This is a genomic window from Enterobacter sp. PL_is379 (assembly GCF_055817355.1).
The window spans coordinates 171,482-186,158 of record NZ_JBVPGT010000028.1; the positions used below are offsets into that span (position 1 = coordinate 171,482).

15 protein-coding genes are annotated in these 14,677 nt (G+C 55.0%); 9 read left to right on the forward strand and 6 right to left on the reverse strand.

Annotated features, from left to right (window positions below; all coding sequences use genetic code 11):
* Positions 1–1,929: a threonine--tRNA ligase gene (gene thrS, locus AC0TOY_RS11635; RefSeq protein WP_063621415.1), complete on the reverse strand. Its 1,929-nt coding sequence runs from the start codon at positions 1,927–1,929 to the stop codon at positions 1–3.
* A gap of 322 nt (positions 1,930–2,251) precedes the next feature.
* Here thrS and yncL point away from each other — a divergent pair, with 322 nt between their 5' ends.
* Both yncL and yniD read left to right on the forward strand, forming a co-directional pair.
* Positions 2,252–2,344, forward strand: a complete 93-nt coding sequence (yncL, locus tag AC0TOY_RS11640; RefSeq protein WP_071886547.1) for a stress response membrane protein YncL — start codon at positions 2,252–2,254, stop codon at positions 2,342–2,344.
* A 98-nt stretch (positions 2,345–2,442) separates the two neighbouring features.
* Positions 2,443–2,550 carry a small membrane protein YniD gene (yniD, locus tag AC0TOY_RS11645; RefSeq protein WP_008500658.1) on the forward strand — a complete coding sequence of 36 codons (108 nt, stop codon included), beginning with the start codon at positions 2,443–2,445 and terminating at the stop codon, positions 2,548–2,550.
* Positions 2,551–2,630: 80 nt separating this feature from the next.
* Here the strand turns inward: yniD and AC0TOY_RS11650 are convergent, their stop codons facing one another.
* Positions 2,631–3,389: a DUF481 domain-containing protein gene (locus tag AC0TOY_RS11650; protein ID WP_024909432.1), complete on the reverse strand. Its 759-nt coding sequence runs from the start codon at positions 3,387–3,389 to the stop codon at positions 2,631–2,633.
* A 295-nt stretch (positions 3,390–3,684) separates the two neighbouring features.
* On the opposite strand from AC0TOY_RS11650, the gene pfkB reads away from it, so the two are divergent.
* The 3 genes from pfkB to AC0TOY_RS11665 all read left to right on the forward strand — a co-directional run bounded on the left by pfkB (position 3,685) and on the right by AC0TOY_RS11665 (position 5,979).
* Positions 3,685–4,617 (forward strand): 6-phosphofructokinase II, encoded by a 933-nt coding sequence (gene pfkB / locus AC0TOY_RS11655; protein WP_157189922.1) that lies wholly within the window; start codon positions 3,685–3,687, stop codon positions 4,615–4,617.
* Between the two features lie 105 nt (positions 4,618–4,722).
* Positions 4,723–5,013, forward strand: coding sequence for a type V toxin-antitoxin system endoribonuclease antitoxin GhoS (gene ghoS / locus AC0TOY_RS11660; RefSeq protein WP_047648044.1), 291 nt, complete (start codon positions 4,723–4,725; stop codon positions 5,011–5,013).
* Between the two features lie 105 nt (positions 5,014–5,118).
* Complete coding sequence (locus AC0TOY_RS11665; RefSeq protein ID WP_024909435.1) at positions 5,119–5,979, forward strand: fructosamine kinase family protein; 861 nt, start codon at positions 5,119–5,121, stop codon at positions 5,977–5,979.
* Between the two features lie 36 nt (positions 5,980–6,015).
* On the opposite strand, the gene AC0TOY_RS11670 is transcribed toward AC0TOY_RS11665, so the two are convergent.
* Complete coding sequence (locus AC0TOY_RS11670) at positions 6,016–6,552, reverse strand: YniB family protein (protein WP_473721867.1); 537 nt, start codon at positions 6,550–6,552, stop codon at positions 6,016–6,018.
* Positions 6,553–6,700: 148 nt separating this feature from the next.
* Here AC0TOY_RS11670 and hxpB point away from each other — a divergent pair, with 148 nt between their 5' ends.
* From hxpB to AC0TOY_RS11685, 3 genes are all read left to right on the forward strand, one after another.
* A complete protein-coding gene (hxpB, locus tag AC0TOY_RS11675) occupies positions 6,701–7,372 on the forward strand; it encodes a hexitol phosphatase HxpB (protein WP_032650939.1) in 672 nt (223 codons plus the stop codon).
* Between the two features lie 101 nt (positions 7,373–7,473).
* The gene (locus tag AC0TOY_RS11680) at positions 7,474–8,064 is read left to right on the forward strand and encodes a metal-dependent hydrolase (protein WP_014883483.1); all 591 of its coding nucleotides are present in this window, start codon (positions 7,474–7,476) and stop codon (positions 8,062–8,064) included.
* Positions 8,065–8,191: 127 nt separating this feature from the next.
* Positions 8,192–9,583, forward strand: a complete 1,392-nt coding sequence (locus tag AC0TOY_RS11685) for an L-cystine transporter (RefSeq protein ID WP_024909437.1) — start codon at positions 8,192–8,194, stop codon at positions 9,581–9,583.
* A gap of 48 nt (positions 9,584–9,631) precedes the next feature.
* Here the strand turns inward: AC0TOY_RS11685 and cedA are convergent, their stop codons facing one another.
* Positions 9,632–9,919, reverse strand: a complete 288-nt coding sequence (gene cedA / locus AC0TOY_RS11690) for a cell division activator CedA (RefSeq protein WP_370884122.1) — start codon at positions 9,917–9,919, stop codon at positions 9,632–9,634.
* 156 nt (positions 9,920–10,075) lie between these two features.
* On the opposite strand from cedA, the gene katE reads away from it, so the two are divergent.
* Positions 10,076–12,325 (forward strand): catalase HPII, encoded by a 2,250-nt coding sequence (gene katE, locus AC0TOY_RS11695; RefSeq protein WP_473721868.1) that lies wholly within the window; start codon positions 10,076–10,078, stop codon positions 12,323–12,325.
* A 129-nt stretch (positions 12,326–12,454) separates the two neighbouring features.
* Here the strand turns inward: katE and chbG are convergent, their stop codons facing one another.
* Positions 12,455–13,204 carry a chitin disaccharide deacetylase gene (gene chbG / locus AC0TOY_RS11700; protein ID WP_473721869.1) on the reverse strand — a complete coding sequence of 250 codons (750 nt, stop codon included), beginning with the start codon at positions 13,202–13,204 and terminating at the stop codon, positions 12,455–12,457.
* 11 nt (positions 13,205–13,215) lie between these two features.
* Positions 13,216–14,571, reverse strand: a complete 1,356-nt coding sequence (locus tag AC0TOY_RS11705; protein ID WP_473721870.1) for a 6-phospho-beta-glucosidase — start codon at positions 14,569–14,571, stop codon at positions 13,216–13,218.
* Positions 14,572–14,677 lie beyond the last annotated feature (106 nt).

Consider the following 14,677-nt stretch of genomic DNA (forward strand, 5'->3'; position numbering starts at 1 on the left):
TTATTCCTCCAGTTGTTGAAGACTGCGGCTGCGAATCTCTTGTTGCAGCTTCTCAATCACTTCACTTACGTCCAGGCTGCCCAGGTCTTTACCACGGCGGGTGCGAACGGCAACTTTGCCTGCTTCCACCTCTTTATCACCACAGACCAACATATACGGGACACGACGTAAAGTGTGCTCGCGGATTTTAAAGCCAATCTTCTCATTTCTCAAGTCTGCTTTTACGCGAATGCCCGCATTTTGTAGTTTCTGCGTCAATTCTTTAACGTAATCCGCCTGAGAATCGGTAATGTTCATCACCACGACCTGCACTGGCGCAAGCCAGGTTGGGAAGAAGCCAGCGAACTCTTCGGTCAGGATGCCGATGAAGCGCTCCAGAGAACCGAGAATGGCACGGTGAATCATTACCGGTACCTGACGTTCGTTGTCTTCGCCAACATAAGAGGCGCTTAAACGCTGCGGCAGGGAGAAGTCCAGCTGTACAGTACCGCACTGCCATGCGCGATCGAGGCAGTCATACAGGGTAAATTCAATTTTCGGACCGTAGAATGCGCCCTCGCCCAGCTGGTATTCGAACGGAATGCCGTTCTCTTCCAGCGCCACGGCGAGATCCGCTTCTGCGCGATCCCAGGTCTCATCGCTACCGATACGTTTTTCCGGACGCGTTGAGAGTTTGACCACGATCTTCTCGAAGCCAAAGGTGCTGTACATATCGTAGACCATACGAATACAGGCGTTAACTTCGTCACGGACCTGATCTTCAGTACAGAAGATATGCGCATCATCCTGCGTAAAGCCACGAACACGCATCAGACCGTGCAGCGCACCTGATGGCTCGTTACGGTGGCAGCTACCGAACTCCGCCATACGCAGCGGCAGGTCGCGGTAGGATTTCAGACCCTGGTTGAAGATCTGAACGTGGCCCGGGCAGTTCATTGGCTTGATGCAGTATTCACGATTCTCAGACGAGGTGGTGAACATCGCATCTTTGTAGTTGTCCCAGTGGCCGGTTTTTTCCCACAGCACACGGTCCATCATGAACGGGCCTTTAACTTCCTGATACTGGTACTCTTTCAGCTTGGAGCGTACGAAAGTTTCCAGTTCACGGAAGATAGTCCACCCGTCGTTATGCCAGAACACCATACCCGGCGCTTCTTCCTGCATGTGGTACAGGTCAAGCTGCTTGCCGATTTTACGGTGGTCACGCTTCGCCGCCTCTTCCAGACGAAGCAGGTAAGCGTTCAGGGCTTTTTTATCGGCCCACGCGGTACCATAAATACGCTGCAACATCTTGTTGTTGCTGTCGCCACGCCAGTAGGCGCCTGCGATCTTCATCAGCTTAAAGTGATGACAGAAGCGCATGTTCGGCACGTGCGGTCCACGGCACATGTCGATGTATTCTTCGTGGTGGTACAAGCCAGGCTTGTCATCATGCGAAATGTTTTCGTCAAGAATAGAGACCTTGTAGCTCTCGCCGCGCTTCACGAAGGTTTCACGCGCTTCGTGCCAGCTGACTTTCTTCTTGATGACGTCATAGTTGGTTTCGGCGAGCTCGTGCATGCGTTTTTCAAGCGCGTCGATATCTTCCTGAGTCAGGGTGTGGTCGAGGTCAACGTCGTAGTAGAAACCGTTGTCGATAACCGGACCGATCGCCATTTTGGTGTTTGGCCACAGCTGTTTGATGGCATGGCCTAACAGGTGCGCGCAGGAGTGACGAATGATCTCCAGACCTTCTTCGTCTTTCGCGGTGATGATGGCAAGCGTCGCATCGTTTTCGATCAGATCGGAGGCATCCACCAGCTCACCGTTCACACGGCCAGCGATAGTCGCTTTCGCGAGACCAGGACCAATGTCCAGGGCAACATCCATTGGGCTAACAGCACGGTCGAAATGGCGTTGACTGCCATCAGGAAGAGTAATTACAGGCATTTTATATCCTTATTTGCAGTGATGCCCCACACATAAGAGCATATACAAAGAAAATAATCGTGATTTGACAATAGATTACGACACCATCTGACCAACAATCGTCAAATTGGTTCGTCATCATTCACCTGCCGAATTCAGATTAATGTGGATTTACGGCAAGCGACGTAATGTTAACACTAACGCAAAGGAGATTGCACCCTCTGCGGCCAGATTGATGGGCTGGCACTTTCGTACGAATTTGCGGGTTGCTTCTCCCCTGCGCTCGCATTTCGAAGATGCTGAGCTACTCTTGAACAGGTCCTTAAACCCAAAGGTGCATACCATGAACGTATCCAGCAGAACGGTTGTGATATTGAATGTCCTTTCCGCCACAGGTTTATTGTTGATTCTCGCCGAACGATTCCACTGGTTCTGAGCCGAACCCTATGCTGGCATAACCCAATCGATCCCGAGAAGGGGCATATTTCGGCCCTGTTTGGTAGACTGTGGGTATCAACGAACAAGGATTAGGTTATGCCAACAAAACGATTTGCCGTAAAACACTGGAAAATGGTGCTGGTGCTGATTGCCATCTGCGGCGCAATGCTGCTACTCCGTTGGGCGGCAATGATTTGGGGCTAGGGGCGAAGACAGGTCATCAGAAGGGACGTCAAATAGCCACAGACAATAAACGGGCCGACATCAACATCGGCCCGCTTTTATTACATTCTGTAACCCAGTGAAACCGTGGTTCTGCGGTCGGTATGATCCGGCGCGGTTTCTGGTGGTGAAGAGTTCCAGGTCACGTTGTAGGCCACTTTCAGACCAAAGTGTTCGTTGATAGCCACGTTCAGCGCCGTCTCAGAGTTCAGCGTCGTGTCGTCGGCACCAAATACGGAAACACCCTGCGTAAATTTGGTGTTGTCAGTCATCTGCCAGGCATAGGTACCGGAAGCGTAACCGAGCGGTTGGGTTTTGGTATCGCCATTGGTGTACTCGTCATAACGCACACCCGGACCGAATTCAAAACGGAGGCTGTGTACCGGACCGTTCAGGAACTGGCGACCATAACCGGCGGTGAACACATCACGCTGGCGATAACCGTTGTAACGGTCGGTTAACCAGCTTGCCTGTCCAAACAGGTAGTCATAGTCGGTCATGTTGTAACGGCTACGTCCGCCTACCGCATATTTCTCGGAAGAACGTTCGTCATTAGCGGAAGTGTTGCTGGCATTACCCCACAGAGACCAGGCGGTGGTGTTGCCGTACCAGGTGAGCGTACTGTCCGCCGTCAGAGAAGAGCTTTTCGTGTTACCGGATTGTGCCAGGTACCCGGCGTTGAGGTTACCTTCAAACGGTTTTTTCGCGGTGGAAGGATCGTCCATGACAGTAAAAACGGTATCATCAGCGGTCGCGTTCATAGCCGCAAACACGCCACCCGCCAGCATCAGTGCAGCGGGCACTGTCTTTAAAAGCTTCATTTTATTAAGGAGTCCGTACAACAAAAAAAGAGACCACACGGTCCCGGAATCTTTCTTGAGGATCAATGACAAGGCGTCCAGAGAAAGGTAACAAATTATAAAAAGCCGCAAATAACATAGCAATGTTTTCTTATTTCATTTTTTGAATAAGAACGATCTCAAAAAGCGTTTTATTTTATATATCCCCCGCCTCACTTTTTGTCAGTATTCATATTTAAAATCATACTGTTATTTACATTGCCTTCCTGTCAAATGGTGCCAGGCTAATAAGAACCCATACTAAAAGGAGGTAATGATGGTTTCTATCTATACCCTGACGCTCTCCCCTTCCCTGGATTCCGCCACCCTGACGCCGCAGATTTACCCGGAAGGTAAATTGCGCTGTAGCGCCCCGGTATTTGAGCCCGGCGGCGGCGGGATCAACGTGGCGCGTGCTATTACCCACCTCGGCGGCAAAGCTACGGCAATTTTCCCCGCAGGCGGTGCCACCGGTGAACATCTGGTCTCTCTGCTGGCAGATGAACAGGTAGCCGTAGAGACCGTCGAGGCCAAAGACTGGACGCGGCAAAACCTGCATGTCCACGTGGAGTCCAGCGGCGAGCAGTACCGTTTTGTCATGCCGGGTGCGAAACTTAGCGATGACGAGTTTCGTCAGCTTGAAGAGAAAGTGCTGACGATAGAGAGCGGCGCGCTGCTGGTGGTAAGCGGCAGCCTCCCGCCCGGCGTCAGCACGGAAAAATTAACGGCGCTGATTCAGGCGGTACAGAAACGCGGCATCCGCTGCATTGTCGACAGCAGCGGCGAGGCCCTGCAGGCGGCCCTGGTGCCGGGCAATCTTGAGCTGGTCAAACCCAACCAGAAAGAGTTAAGCGCGCTGGTCAACCGCGAACTGACGCAGCCTGATGATGTTCGCACCGCCGCGCAGGAGCTGGTACGCAGCGGCAAAGCGCGACGCGTAGTCGTTTCCCTTGGTCCTCAGGGGGCGCTGGCCGTCGATGGAACGTCGTCCGTTCAGGTTGTTCCACCGCCGATGAAGAGCCAGAGCACGGTTGGTGCGGGCGATAGCATGGTGGGCGCGATGACGCTAAAACTGGCGCAGGGCGCGTCTCTGCTCGAGATGACGCGCTACGGCGTGGCGGCGGGTAGCGCCGCAACTATCAATCAGGGCACGCGTCTCTGCTCACTTGCCGATACGCAAAAAATCGTCGATTACCTGTCCCGAAATTAACGCCTTCCCCCTTCGTCTTTACGGAGGGGAATGTCCGCCCTGAGTCGCCAAACGCAAACTATCGACTATGCTAAGAAAACTTCCATGATAACAATGAGGTGAATTATGAGCAGTGGTGACATCACACGTTACGTCGTGACCATCAACCTTCATGAAGCATCGCTGACCGAGCTGAATGAGCTCAACAACGCCTTCACCCGGGCTAATTTTCTCCTCACGCTCACGGATGACGAGGGCAATATTCATGATTTAGGCACCCTGGCATTTGGTCTCATCGGCGCCCTGAGCCAGGAAGAGGTTCATGCGCTGGCCGCCAGTCTGGTAGAGAGCGTGACCGACAAGCCTGCCGAAATTGACGTGGATACCTGGGAAAGCTGGCGGAAAAAAGAACAATAAGTGCGCTGCATGAATTTAAACCGCTCAGGTGTGCGTTAGTTCGTATTTTTTTACCGCAATTATGCGCTAACTTTATGATCTGGCAGACAACATGGGAGAGACAACATGTGGCAGGCTATCAGTCATCTTTTACGTGAGCAGCTGGGTGAAGGTGAAATTGAACTGCGTAACGAACTGCCAGGCGGTGAGATCCACGCCGCGTGGCATTTACGCTACGCAGGACGCGATCTTTTCGTTAAGTGCGATGAGCGAGAACTGCTTCCGATATTTACCGCCGAAGCCGACCAGCTGGAGCTGCTGTCGCGCAGTAAAACGGTGACGGTCCCACAGGTGCTGGCCGTCGGTAGCGACCGCGATTACAGTTTTCTGGTCATGGAATATCTCCCCGCCCGACCGCTGGATGCCCATAATGCGTTTATCCTCGGCCAACAGTTAGCGCGCCTGCATCAATGGAGCGACCAGCCGCAGTTTGGTCTCGATTTTGACAACGATCTCTCTACCACGCCACAGCCCAATGCCTGGCAGCGTCGCTGGTCGACATTTTTTGCCGAGCAGCGCATTGGCTGGCAGCTTGAACTGGCCGCCGAGAAAGGGCTGGAATTTGGCAATATTGATGCCATCGTCGAGCACGTTCAACAGCGTCTGGCCTCCCACCAGCCCCAGGCGTCTCTGCTTCACGGCGATTTGTGGTCTGATAACTGCGCGCTGGGTCCCAACGGCCCCTACATCTTCGACCCGGCCTGCTACTGGGGTGACAGAGAGTGCGATCTTGCCATGCTGCCGCTTCATCCGGAGCAGCCGCCGCAAATATACGACGGATACCAGTCTGTTTCCCCCCTGCCGCCCGGTTTCCTCGACCGCCAGCCGGTGTATCAGCTTTATACGCTGATGAACCGCGCCATTCTTTTTGGCGGAGAACATCTGGTTAACGCCCAGCGGGCACTCGAGCGTATGCTTGCCGCCTGAAAAGCGCACGGGTGGCCTTGCCGCCACCCTTATCGCTTACAGAAAACCGAGCAGTGAGAAGAAGAAGTATCCCGCCACAATGATGATTACGGGAAGGATATAGAGCGGGAAAATTTGCAGGAAAATGGTGTGACGCGGCACAACAATGCGGGATTCGATCTGCTCCCGACTCATGCCTTCCGGGCCTTTGGCCTGCTCCAGAATCAACTGATCCTCAACGCCTTCGCGTAAAAAGCGCGTCTGGCGGCTCATTCTCGCGCCAGAAGCCTGCAGTGCCAGCGCGACAAAGATCAGGGCATATATCACCCAGAAGCTGATATTCAGCTGTTGATGAAAATCCGGGGTGGGTGAGTTAAACCAGAAAACATTCAAAAATGGCGTATTAAAACGCATCATCTCAATCATGACATGAGCGAAATCAAGCATTACCGCATTGATACCCGGCTGTTTTTCGCTGTGATCGTACATAAATTTGAGTACAGAAATCAGCGTAGAAATGACGGCAGGAATAAAAATCACCCAGCCAGCAATACGTTTTAAGACCGCAATGCGTCCAGCTTGTTGATACGTCATCAGTTCCTCTTCATAAAGACGCGTTATTTGTGCCTAAGTCTACCTGCTGGCCATCAATTTCGCCCGCTCTTTAAAAGCAATATGCTAAATTGCAGATTGTGCTTAGCACGTATCGTCTGTCGAACACCCTGGATAAGGAGACGTTGTGATGTCGACACCGCGCCAAATTCTTGCCGCAATTTTTGACATGGATGGATTACTGATCGATTCCGAACCGCTGTGGGATCGCGCCGAACTGGATGTGATGGCCAGTCTGGGCGTCGATATCAGCCGCCGTAATGAACTACCCGATACGCTGGGCCTGCGCATCGATATGGTGGTTGACCTGTGGTTTGCCCAACAGCCGTGGGTGGGTCCCGATCGCAATGAGGTGACCGCACGCATTATCAGCCGCGCCATTTCTCTGGTGGAAGAGAGCCGGCCGCTGCTGCCCGGCGTACGTGAGGCTGTCGCGCTGTGTAAAGCCCAGGGGCTGAAGGTTGGCCTGGCTTCCGCTTCACCGCTGCATATGCTGGAAAAAGTGCTCACGATGTTTGAACTGCGCGACAGTTTTGACGCGCTGGCGTCCGCTGAAAAATTGCCTTACAGCAAGCCGCACCCGCAGGTCTATCTGGACTGTGCCGCTAAGCTCGGCCTGGATCCCCTCAGCTGCGTTGCGCTGGAAGATTCCGTTAACGGCATGGTGGCCTCTAAAGCCGCGCGGATGCGCTCCATTGTGGTGCCTGCGGAAGAAGGCCGCCACGATCCCCGGTTTGCGCTTGCCGATGTGAAGCTACATTCACTGGCAGAACTGACGGCGCGCCATCTGCAGGGCGGTTAACGCCCTCCTCCGGTTTGTGACAAACAGTTACACCGTCACCTCTTCCGCCTACTGTATAAAAACCCTATACTGTATGAATTGACAGTTTTGTGGGTTTTATCATGACGGCGGAAGGCCACCTGCTTTTTTCTATTGCGTGCGCAGTATTTGCCAAAAACGCTGAACTTACCCCCGTGCTGGCACAGGGGGACTGGTGGCATATTGTCCCTTCCGCCGTATTGACCTGTCTGCTGCCCGACATCGACCACCCTAAATCCTTCCTCGGACAGCGTCTGAAATGGGTGTCGAAACCCATCGCCCGCGCGTTCGGCCACCGGGGGTTTACGCACAGCCTGCTGGCCGTGTTTGGCCTGCTGACGCTGTTCTATTTAAAAGTGCCTGAAAGCTGGATAGTCCCCGCCGATGCCATCCAGGGGATGGTGCTGGGCTATTTAAGCCATATTCTGGCCGATATGCTGACGCCTGCGGGCGTGCCGCTGCTATGGCCCTGCCGCTGGCGTTTCCGTTTTCCCATCCTCGCACCGCAGAAAGGTAACCAGCTTGAGCGGGTATTGTGCATGGCGCTGTTTGCTTACGCCGTCTGGATGCCGCAAACCTTGCCCGAAAACAGTGCAGTTCGCTGGTCATCCCAGATGATTAATTCGCTGCAATTTCAGTTTAATCGCTTTATTCATCACCAGATTGAACAGTAAACCGACAAAATTATCCCATTTGTCATAACCCATTCCATTTGGATATAAGCGCTACATCACACTTCTGCTAACCTTCCGCCAACAGGATCGGTAAAAACCGACCCAATAATAAATCAGGAGAACGGGGATGAATTTTCCACTCATCGCGAACGTCGTTGTGTTCGTTATATTGCTATTACTTCTCGCGCAGGCGCGCCACAAACAGTGGAGCCTGGCGAAAAAGGTGCTGGTTGGTCTGGCCATGGGTGTCGTATTTGGTCTGGCATTACAGGCAATTTATGGCTCCGATAATCCAGTTCTGAAAGATTCCATTCAGTGGTTCAATATTGTCGGTAACGGCTATGTCCAGCTGCTGCAGATGATCGTTATGCCGCTGGTGTTCGCCTCTATTCTGAGCGCCGTGGCCCGCCTGCATAACGCCACTCAGCTAGGAAAAATCAGTTTCCTGACCATTGGTACGCTGCTGTTCACCACGCTGATTGCCGCGCTGGTGGGTGTGCTGGTCACCAACCTGTTTGGCCTGACCGCAGAAGGTCTGGTTCAGGGTACCGCTGAAACGGCACGTCTTACCGCAATTCAGACCAACTATGTGGGTAAAGTAGCTGACCTGACCGTGCCGCAGATGGTGCTCTCCTTCATTCCGAAGAACCCGTTTGCTGACCTGACCGGTGCGAGCCCAACCTCGATCATCAGCGTGGTTATTTTCGCCGCGTTCCTGGGCGTCGCGGCGCTGAAGCTGCTGAAAGACGACGCGCCAAAAGGCGAACGCGTGCTGACAGCGATTGACACCCTGCAAAGCTGGGTGATGAAGCTGGTTCGTCTGGTTATGCAGCTCACCCCTTACGGCGTCCTGGCGCTGATGACCAAAGTGGTTGCCGGCTCTAACCTGCAGGACATCATTAAGCTGGGCAGCTTCGTTGTCGCCTCTTATCTGGGCCTGGGCATTATGTTCGTGGTGCACGGCATCCTGCTGGGCGTGAACGGCGTCAGCCCGCTGAAATACTTCCGTAAAGTCTGGCCGGTACTGACCTTTGCCTTCACCAGCCGTTCCAGCGCCGCGTCTATTCCGCTGAACGTTGAAGCGCAAACCCGTCGTCTGGGCGTGCCTGAATCCATCGCCAGCTTCTCTGCCTCCTTTGGTGCCACCATTGGTCAGAACGGCTGTGCGGGTCTGTACCCGGCGATGCTGGCCGTGATGGTCGCGCCGACGGTGGGTATCAACCCGCTGGATCCGGTATGGATCGCCACGCTGGTCGGGATTGTTACCGTAAGCTCCGCAGGCGTTGCGGGTGTTGGCGGTGGCGCAACCTTCGCCGCGCTGATTGTGCTGCCTGCGCTGGGTCTGCCCGTAACGCTGGTCGCCCTGCTGATCTCCGTTGAGCCGCTGATCGACATGGGTCGTACCGCGCTGAACGTGAGCGGCTCCATGACCGCCGGTACGCTGACCAGCCAGTGGCTGAAGCAGACCGACAAAGCGATTCTGGAAAGTGAAGACGACGCCGAGCTGGCGCACCGTTAATCACGGTAGAAATAAAAAAACCGCCATCAGGCGGTTTTTTTATGGCTGTTATTCTTCAACCTCTTCATCCTGGCGGATCTGCATCGCCCACCGCTGTGCGGACTCCGGCACCGTAAACGTGGGAGAGCGACGGAAATGTTCGCCGATCAGCACAAAGGCCACGTATTTCCCCCGCAGCAGCCAGACATCACGAAAGCCCTCCACTTTCAGGGCATGGTCAGGCGGCGCGGGCTCAACGCGGGGCACATAGCTAATAACCTGGCGGTTTTGTTGACGAAGAGGTTTCATAAGCGACGGATTCACTAAAGCAAAATTCTTGAAGCAGGAAAATTCTATGATAGCCGATCCTGCTGCCTTCCGTCGCGCTCCGAGTGGGTGAGATGGCTCCTTTCGCTAATCACGGCATGTGAAAACTCTTAGTTCGCGAACCATGTCGCGACATTGTTCTATCCTTAATAGGGTTTTTAGCAATGGATAAAGGAGAAGCGTGCAATGTCGAACAAAGATAAAACACATCAATCACCGATTCATGGCACTGAAGAATCTCAACCGGGTATGGACTCTCTCGCCCCTGCAGACGGCTCTCACCGCCCCTCCCCTGGCCCCTCCGCACCGGGCGAACAGCCTACCGCACCGGGAAGCATGAAATCGCCGGACACGGGAAACGAGAAGCTGAAATCTCTTGAGCCACACCGTAAAGGCGGCGAGGGTTTTGCGCTCACCACCAATCAGGGCGTGCGTATTGCTGACGATCAGAACTCCCTTCGCGCAGGCGCGCGCGGGCCAACCCTGCTGGAAGACTTTATCCTGCGGGAAAAAATCACCCATTTTGACCACGAGCGGATACCGGAACGCATCGTCCACGCACGCGGTTCCGCTGCGCACGGCTACTTCCAGCCCTATAAGAGTCTAAAAGCGATCACCAAAGCGGATTTCCTCTCCGACCCGGATAAAATTACCCCGGTGTTTGTGCGTTTCTCCACCGTGCAGGGCGGCGCGGGGTCGGCAGATACCGTCCGGGATATCCGCGGCTTTGCCACCAAGTTTTATACCGAAGAGGGTATTTTCGATCTGGTCGGCAATAACACCCCGGTGTTTTTCATTCAGGACGCGCATAAATTTCCTGACTTTGTCCATGCGGTAAAACCGGAGCCCCACTGGGCCATACCGCAGGGACAAAGTGCGCACGACACCTTCTGGGACTATGTTTCCCTGCAGCCTGAAACCTTACACAACGTGATGTGGGCGATGTCAGACCGCGGCATTCCGCGCAGCTATCGCACCATGGAGGGGTTTGGCATCCACACCTTCCGTCTGATCAACGCCGAGGGGAAAGCCACGTTTGTCCGCTTCCACTGGAAGCCTGTCGCGGGTAAAGCCTCACTGGTGTGGGACGAGGCGCAGAAGCTGACCGGGCGCGATCCGGACTTCCATCGCCGCGAGCTGTGGGAATCCATTGAAGCGGGCGACTTCCCGGAATACGAACTGGGCCTGCAGCTCATACCGGAAGAGGACGAATTTAAGTTCGATTTCGACCTTCTGGACCCGACGAAGCTGATCCCGGAAGAGCTGGTGCCGGTGCAGCTGGTGGGTAAAATGGTGCTCAACCGCAACCCGGATAATTTCTTTGCCGAAAACGAGCAGGCCGCGTTCCACCCGGGGCATATCGTGCCGGGGCTGGACTTCACCAACGATCCGCTCCTGCAGGGACGCCTGTTCTCCTATACCGATACGCAGATTAGCCGACTCGGCGGGCCGAACTTCCACGAAATTCCGATTAACCGCCCAACCTGCCCGTATCACAACTTCCAGCGCGACGGGATGCACCGTCAGGATATTGATACCAACCCGGCAAACTATGAGCCGAACTCCATCAACGATAACTGGCCGCGTGAAACGCCTCCCGGACCGAAACGCGGTGGATTCGAATCGTATCAGGAGCGTATCGATGGCAATAAAATTCGCGAGCGCAGCCCCTCGTTCGGTGAGTATTACGCCCACCCTCGCCTGTTCTGGAACAGCCAGACGCCGATTGAGCAACAGCACATCATCGGCGGCTTCAGCTTTGAGCTGAGTAAAGTGGTGCGCACCTACATCCGCGAGCGCGTGGTCGATCAGCTGGCGCATATTGATGTTCAGCTTGCCCAGAGTGTCGCGGACAACCTGGGCATTACGCTGACCGACGAGCAGCGTAACCTTGCTCCGCCGAAAGAGGTTAACGGCGTAAAGAAAGATCCGTCGCTGAGCCTGTATGCGGTGCCGGGCGGCTCGATTAAAGGCCGCGTGGTCGCCATTCTGCTGAACGACAAAACCCGCGCCAGCGACGTGCTGGGGATTATGCAGGCGCTGAAGACTCAGGGCGTGTATGCCAAACTGCTCTATTCCCGCATGGGTGAAGTGACGGCCGATGATGGTTCTGTGCTGCCGATCGCAGCGACCTTTGCCGGTGCGCCATCGCTGACCGTCGATGCGGTGATCGTGCCGTGCGGGGATATTGCCAGCCTGCTGACCAACGGGGACGCCGTGTATTATCTGCTGGAAGCCTATAAGCACCTGAAACCGATCGCGCTGTCCGGCGACGCGCGACAGTTCAAAGCGCAGCTGAAGGTGGCCGATCAGGGTGAGGACGGGATTGTCGAGGGAGATAACGTTGACGATGCGTTCATGACGAAGCTGTTTGATTTGCTCGCCGCGCACCGCGTCTGGTCGCGCAGCAGCAAGATCGATCAGATCCCGGCGTAAAAAATACCCTCACCCCGGCCCTCTCCCTGAAAGGGAGAGGGAGAAATGCAGACCTGTGCTGGCATTACAGATCGCACCGCACAGTCCCCTCGCCCCTTTGGGGAGAGGGTTAGGGTGAGGGGGAATTTCTCACAGATCCCCAAACGTCCCCAGACGATACCCGCGCTCGGCAATCGCATACTTCAGCGACGCCGACGTCAGCACGTCCAGCTCCGCCAGACGCGGCCAGCAGTAGGCGCTTTTCCGCACGGTGTTATCGACAAAGGCAGGATGTGCCATGACCTCCAGCGACCGTTCACCCCGTGCGGCGGAATCATCCAGCACCTTCAGGAACAGCTCGTCGTCGATCTCGTCGCCGTAAAATGCGCTGCTGAACCCCTCAGTGGTTGTCACGTCGCAGTCGGGCACGCCGCGCGCCTCCCTATCCACGCGCATCGCCACGCCTTTGCGCTGGGCAAACCCGGCGACAATCGGGAAAATCGCCGGGATCATATGCACGTGGTGATGGCTGTCGATATGCGTCGGCGCCTGACCAAACACATCAACGAAGCGGTTGAACTGACAGTCCAGCTCGCGGGCAATCTCTTCGAGCGGCAGAGCATCCTGCTCCGCCAGTTCCCAAATCCACTTTCCAAGCTGGCCGTCGCGCGTCAGGCCCGGCATTGGCGAAAGCGGCATCCCGAGCGTCAGCACAAAATGCATGCCGACGCCCAGCGCCGGCACCTCGCGTCTCAGCTGCGCCGCGTGTTCAACCGCCTCACCATTCACCAGTGCCGTGGTAGAGGTCACAATCCCCCGGCGACAGGCTTCAATAATGCCGTAGTTCTGGCCTTTCGAGAGACCAAAGTCATCAGCATTAACGATCAGCAGGTTTTCCATTGTGCGTCCTCTTAGTGGTGTTTGAACTTCAGCTTCTCGATCGTGGCGGCAAAATTCGGCAACCATTTTTCATGCGCCAGGATCATCTCGCTGGCCAGTTGTTCCGCATCGCGGTCTGAATGCACCAGCGGGCTGAGGTTCAGCGCCAGCAGCACGTCATTGAGCTCGCCGCTCAGCGCCGCGTTGCTTGCCGCCACTTCAAAGCCCTTAATGGTGTGGATCAGGCCCATGACCTTGTCATCGAAGTGGGTGATGCGAGGATGCGGTTTAGCGCCCTCGCGCCCCAGGATGCAGGTCATCTCGACGGCCCAGTCCGCCGGGATATTGTCGATATGGCCGTGGTGCGGCACGTTGACATAGTGTTCCGCCTGCTTGTCGTTGTAGATGGCGTTGATCACTTCACACGCCGCATCGGAGTAGTAGGCCCCGCCGCGCTGCTCCAGTTCTTTCGGTTTGACGTTCAGGTTCGGGTCTTTATACAAATCGAACAGCTGCTTCTCGACCTTCTGAACGATCTGCGCGCGCGCGCCGCCCTTATAGTACTCGCCCATTTCGATGGCCAGCATCTCTTTCTGCTTGAAGTAGTAAAGCAGGTACGAGCACGGCAGCAGGTTCAGCGAGTGGATCAGCCCTTCGCTGAACGGCAGGTCAAAGATGTTTTTCACGGATGCCGCCGTCAGGCGACCGGAAGCCACGCCGTCGAGGAGCTCGGCAAAGCGCGATTTTCCGTTCACGATGACATCTTTAATAAACACCATGTGGTTCAGGCCGAACAGATCGATGGAGAGATCGTCGCTGTCGGTCAGCGCCAGCACGTCGCGGATAAACATCTTCATGCCGATCGGAATGTTGCAGACGCCGATAAAACGTTTGAAGCCGGTATGACGATAGACCGCTTCAGTGACCATCCCGGCCGGGTTGGTGAAGTTAATCACCCACGCGTTCGGGCAGATCTCCTGCACGTCTTTGACGATGTCGAAAATGACCGGGATGGTACGCAGACCTTTAAACAGGCCGCCAGCGCCGTTGGTCTCCTGCCCCAGATAGCCGTGGCTCAGCGGAATACGCTCGTCCAGCTCGCGCGCCTTCAGCTGGCCAACGCGCAGCTGGGTGGTGACGAAATCCGCATCTTTCATCGCCAGACGACGGTCCAGGGTTTTATGCACGGTCAAAGGCACGCCCGCTTTTTCCACCATGCGCTTGCACAGGTCGAAAATAATATTCAGCTTCTCCTGACCTTCCTCAACGTCCACCAGCCATAATTCGCTGACCGGTAATTCATGATAACGTTTCAGGAAACCTTCAAGTAGTTCCGGGGTATAGCTGCTGCCGCCACCAATGGTTACGACTTTTAATTTCTTCTGCATAATATCTCCCTTAGCGTATCAGGTTAATCGCCTGCAAGGTATAGCGTACTCTTCCCGCTATTTGGGCAAGCCATTAAAGCAATATTTGTGGCGGGTAATCCGCCGA